The organism is Allobosea sp. AAP35, from assembly GCF_001295925.1.
In the GTDB taxonomy this organism is placed as follows: Bacteria; Pseudomonadota; Alphaproteobacteria; order Rhizobiales; family Beijerinckiaceae; genus Allobosea.
In genome coordinates this window covers 1-3,881 of sequence record NZ_LJHQ01000031.1, presented here as the reverse complement: position 1 = coordinate 3,881, position 3,881 = coordinate 1, and the positions used below count along the sequence as shown (strand labels likewise).

Here is a 3,881-nt window from a genome sequence, read left to right as displayed (position 1 = left end):
CATAGCGCATCCCTCGCTGCCGGCGAAAGTAATGCACCATCAAATCCCGGCATCAAACATCTAAGGCCTAGCTGATAGTCGACGACACGGCCCTGCCGAAGAAGGGCGAGCGCTCGGTCGGCGTCGCGCCGCAAACCCAACCGCCGCCTGTCCGGCGGAACGGGGTCAACTCCACCCTTTCTCGATGCTCTGCGGCACAAGGTACGGGCGCGGATGTAATCGGCTTATGTGGCAGGGCTGATCGGCAAAGGTGATCGCAAGAGCATCCGGCCGATGGCGGCGCGCGGCTTTGAGCGCCCAGCATCTCCGGGGCAAAGAGGCTTGGCTGATCAACGAACATCGTGCGAATGGTGAGCGCAAGTACTATCTCTCAAATCCGCCCGCCGACATCCCGCTCCCAGCCTGGCCGACGCGATCGAGGCGCGCTGGATCTATAAACAGGCGCATCAGCAGTCGCATGAGGACCTTGGTCTCGACCACTTCGAGGCTCGATCATGGAAGAGTCTGCACCGGCACGCGCTTATGACCATGATCGCCTACGCCGTCCTCCAGTCCCGCCGCCTCAACAGGCTAAGCGGGAAAAAGAAGCGAGCGGCCCACCACCTCAGCCAACCCATCCAGCGATCTGCGCAGCCATCGCCGCCAGGCTCGAACGGCCACCTCCGAAGCGATGTCCGCATTATAACCGATGGCTGGTTCCTAAAAACCTGCCATCATAGTGTAGGCCAGAAGATAATCACGCTGCAGCAAAACAGGGTCGCGTCGGCTATAATCCACATGAATCCGATAGTCCCCGGCCGTATTGTCCAGCCAGATATCGTTCGATCAGTGCGTGGTAGGCTCTTTGTCTGACCGCAAGCACAGGATGTAATGGCGGACAAGGCGGGACCCGCAGTTGCATTACCATGACCTGAGGTATCCTTATCACCGTTCTTTGAGGTCGTCCTGTCTGGTCCGGAACGGATTCTTCTGGACCAGCGGAGCCGCGATCTGTTCGTCGAGATAGCGCAGGACGGCGCCGCCTGCTGGAGCCCGATAGGCGCAGAACGGTGCAAATGCTTCGGACCAATTGGGATTGACAGTCGGGTCGAGCAAGAGCTGGGCAGGCCAGCGCGCGGCAAAGCGCCAGTCCTCCGCCGTGGCGCGGGCCGCCTGCGCCAACTCGGCCGCATACCTTCCGCGCGTCTTGGATTCGTGATGGATCAGGGTGATGTGCGGTGTGTAGATGGTGTGGCGGCCTAGCTCGAGCAGCCGCAGGCAGAAGTCGATGTCGTTGAAGCCAAACGGAAAATCCGGATCGAAGCCGCCGATCGCCTCGTAATCGGCCCGCCTGGTAGCCAGGAAGGCACCGGTGACAGCCTGGGCCTTGCGCCGCCGCAGCCAGCGGCCCGAAGGCCCTGCGGCGCCCTCCGGTTCGCCGCGGCCCTCATGTTCGGGGCGCCCCGCCCAGGAGCAGAGAATGCCAGCGTGCTGGATCGTGCGATCGGGGTAGAGGAGCTTCGCTCCTACGGCGCCCACGCCCTCGAGCGCCAGAACCGTGCGGAGTTCATCATCCCAATACGGCGTCAGCATCTCCATGTCGTCATTCGCGAAGAGCAGGATTTCAGCTTGGCTCAGTTCGCGCACTGCGCGATTGTTAATCCGCGACCAGTTGAAGGCGTCGTGATCCCGCAGAATTTTGAAGCCGTCGTCCTCCAGTCGCGCGAGCGCGGCCAATCCCGCCCCGTGAACGCCGTTATCGACGACGATTACCGACAGCGCCTCGGGGCAGCGAGCCGTCAGCAGCAGGGAGCGGACGAAGCGCTCCGCATCCTCGGCATGGTCGCGGGTCGGGATCACGCAGCCGATGGTGAAAGGCATGCCGCTGTAGGGCGAAGCTGACAAGGGGACAGGGGCGGCGTCCGGGGCGCCGCCGAGGTCACAGGCGAGGAAAAGCGGAACGTGCAGCGGCGCGCGCTTCGACACCAGCGCGCCCAGGGCAGCGACGGTTGGGGGCAAGGCAGGCTGCGCCGCAGCAATATTGACAACCGCCTCACGTCTTATGGCGAGGGCGCAGCCCTGTTCGGCGGTGCTCCAATGCACATCGTGGCGCGAGCGCAGGATCGGTTTGTGACGTTCGATCTGCCCGTCGGGGGAAAGGCGGCCGCTTTCGCCGTCTGCATAGGCGGTCTCGGCTCGCCCGAGCGCCAGGGCAAACCAGCCTGGCGCGACGGCATCCAGGATAGTCTCGCCTTCTAGTAGCAGTACGCCGTTACACTCCTGCTCGATAAGAAGCGAGGCCAGATCCTGCAGCGCCAACCCGGCGCTGCAAAGCAGGTGCCTCTCCGCCTCGGGCGCCGCCCGGCGCATGATGTCTTGGCGCCGACGGGCGTCGGTCACGATCGCGATCAGCACGACATGCCGATTAGCCAGCGCGATCAGCGCGTCGAGTCGGGCATGGAAGCGGCTGTCCGTTCCGGCGTCGGCGTCAAAAAGGACCGCGAGGCGGAACGAAGTTTGGGATGCCGGCGCAGCCGGGGACGGGCATCGACGTCGGAAGAGGTCATGGAGCTGGGGTGGGAAGGCCGAGCCGGCCGAAGCGGAGGGCAACAATCTCTCGATCCGCGAGAAGCTTTCCTTCAGCCCTGCAAGGGCATCCGCGAGAGCGAAGAGCGCGACGGACTCGCCGCGTTCGAGTGCGGCGAGGGTCCGGCGGATATGGTCCTGCGGCTCGCCCAGCCAAGCGAGTTCGTCATTTGCTGCTCGGTTTGCGGGGTCTCGCCGCTGTGCCTCACGAAAGCTCTCGCGCGATTCCTCTATTTTGCCTGCCATCTTCAGGGCACGGCCGAGCTGAAGCGGAATATCGGCATCTTCCGGCCGCTCCAGCTGTGCCCTTCGGTATTCGATCTCGGCCGCTGCAAACTCGCCCGAATCCTTCAGCATGTTCGCGCGCTGAACGCGCCAATGCACGGCGCCGGGCGCGAGGGCGAGCGCTTCTTGATAGAGCGCGGCCGCAGCGGGCGGATTGCCGGCGTCACGCTGGGCATCGGCTTGCCGTGCCAGATCCTCGGCGGCGGGCGAAGGGGCGGAGCCGACGATTCGTCGACCGGCTTCCGTCAGGATGGGCACCAGCGCTGCTTGGCTCGGCTCGACCCGCAGCGCATTCTGGAGCAACGCGGCAGCGGCTCCGGCCCGTCCGTTGTCGATCAGAAGGCGCGCGGCTGAAAGGACTTGCGTCTGGGTAAGCCGCAAGCCGGCCTCGCCGGCGAGCGAAACCATCGTGCGCAGGTCGTGCTTGCGCAAAGCGTGGATGAAACGACGATTTTGAAGGGATGTGTAAAACTCTCGGACAAAGCTCATCGCTTCTTCATCGTCTCTTACCGCGGCTCTACGAGCCATAAAGCTTCACCGATCGAATCTGGCGCGAACGAATGTGGAACAATCCCGAACAATCTGCCACGCCTAAGCTCAAAGCCCAACCCGAAAAGAGTTAAACAGTTTCAGCCGGTTGTGATCCCGTCAGGTTACGAGACTTGATGGAGGCCACGATGCCCTGAACCGAAGCCGTTCGGCGTCATCATGCACGCCGATGGCTGCGGTATTCAAGTTTTCTGCCGATCGGGAGTTGGCGCTGATTTCGCCATTCCTGCCCGGGCCGAGGACCCTTTGTCGCCCCCGGACAACGGACCTTCGCGAGGCCGTGAATGCGGTTTTGTATCTGGCGTCGAGCCATGCGCGTGGTCGCTGCAGCCAAAGCGTCATGACCACCGAATGCGGCGGCCCTTGATCTTCTTGCCGGCATCGAAGCTACAGCTGCTGCGTCAGCCAGAGCATGACTGCGCGCTGGGCCGGTGAGTTTGGTCTGCCTCTCGTCTTCCCGCGCTCGCCGGCTGAGCGGATCC

At 63.5% G+C, this 3,881-nt stretch carries 1 protein-coding gene and 2 pseudogenes; 2 read left to right on the top strand and 1 reads right to left on the bottom strand.

The window, feature by feature from the left end; translation table 11 throughout:
- Nucleotides 1–298 precede the first annotated feature (298 nt).
- Nucleotides 299–685: pseudogene (locus IP69_RS22365) on the top strand (IS701 family transposase); the annotation flags it as partial.
- A gap of 239 nt (nt 686–924) precedes the next feature.
- Here the strand turns inward: IP69_RS22365 and IP69_RS11630 are convergent.
- Entirely contained in the window at nt 925–3,339 is a 2,415-nt protein-coding gene (locus tag IP69_RS11630) for a glycosyltransferase (RefSeq protein ID WP_197279830.1), read from the bottom strand.
- Between the two features lie 233 nt (nt 3,340–3,572).
- Here IP69_RS11630 and IP69_RS22360 point away from each other — a divergent pair.
- Nucleotides 3,573–3,735 (top strand): annotated as a pseudogene (locus tag IP69_RS22360) (transposase); the annotation flags it as partial.
- Between the last annotated feature and the right edge of the window lie 146 nt (nt 3,736–3,881).

Excerpts from the sequence above, each read along its gene's own strand:
- IP69_RS11630 (WP_197279830.1), bottom strand. The coding sequence starts at position 3,339 with ATGAGCTTTGTCCGAGAGTTTTACACATCCCTTCAAAATCGTCGTTTC.